This window comes from Methylobacterium nigriterrae (genome assembly GCF_037106235.1).
GTDB classification, from domain to species: domain Bacteria; phylum Pseudomonadota; class Alphaproteobacteria; order Rhizobiales; family Beijerinckiaceae; genus Methylobacterium; species Methylobacterium nigriterrae.
The window spans coordinates 1-336 of sequence record NZ_JBAWTG010000644.1; the positions used below are offsets into that span (position 1 = coordinate 1).

Sequence of the window (336 nt, forward strand, 5' to 3'; positions counted from 1 at the left end):
GCGCTCACCGACCGCTTCTGCCGGCCGCTCGCTTTCCTGCTGACCGGCGGACAGGTGGCCGACTGCAAGGCCGGGGCAATCCTCTTGGAGCGCCTGCCTGCCTGCCGACTCCTACTGGCCGACAAAGGCTACGACAGCGACGCCATCCGCCGGCAGATCGAAGCGACAGGGGCAGCCCCCAACATCCCGCCCAAGGCGAACAGGCGCTGGAAGCCGTGCTTCTCGCCCGTGCTCTACCGCGGCCGCAACGCCATCGAGCGGATGTTCGGTCGCCTCAAGGACTTCCGCCGTATCGCCACCCGTTACGACCGCTTGGCCACGAACTACCTCGCTGCC

Annotated in this window: 1 protein-coding gene; it reads left to right on the plus strand. The window is 68.2% G+C overall.

The annotated features are described in order from the left end of the window. Nucleotides 1-336, plus strand: a 336-nt coding sequence (locus tag WDW90_RS38585) for an IS5 family transposase (RefSeq protein WP_336492932.1), incomplete at both ends; no start/stop codon positions are given.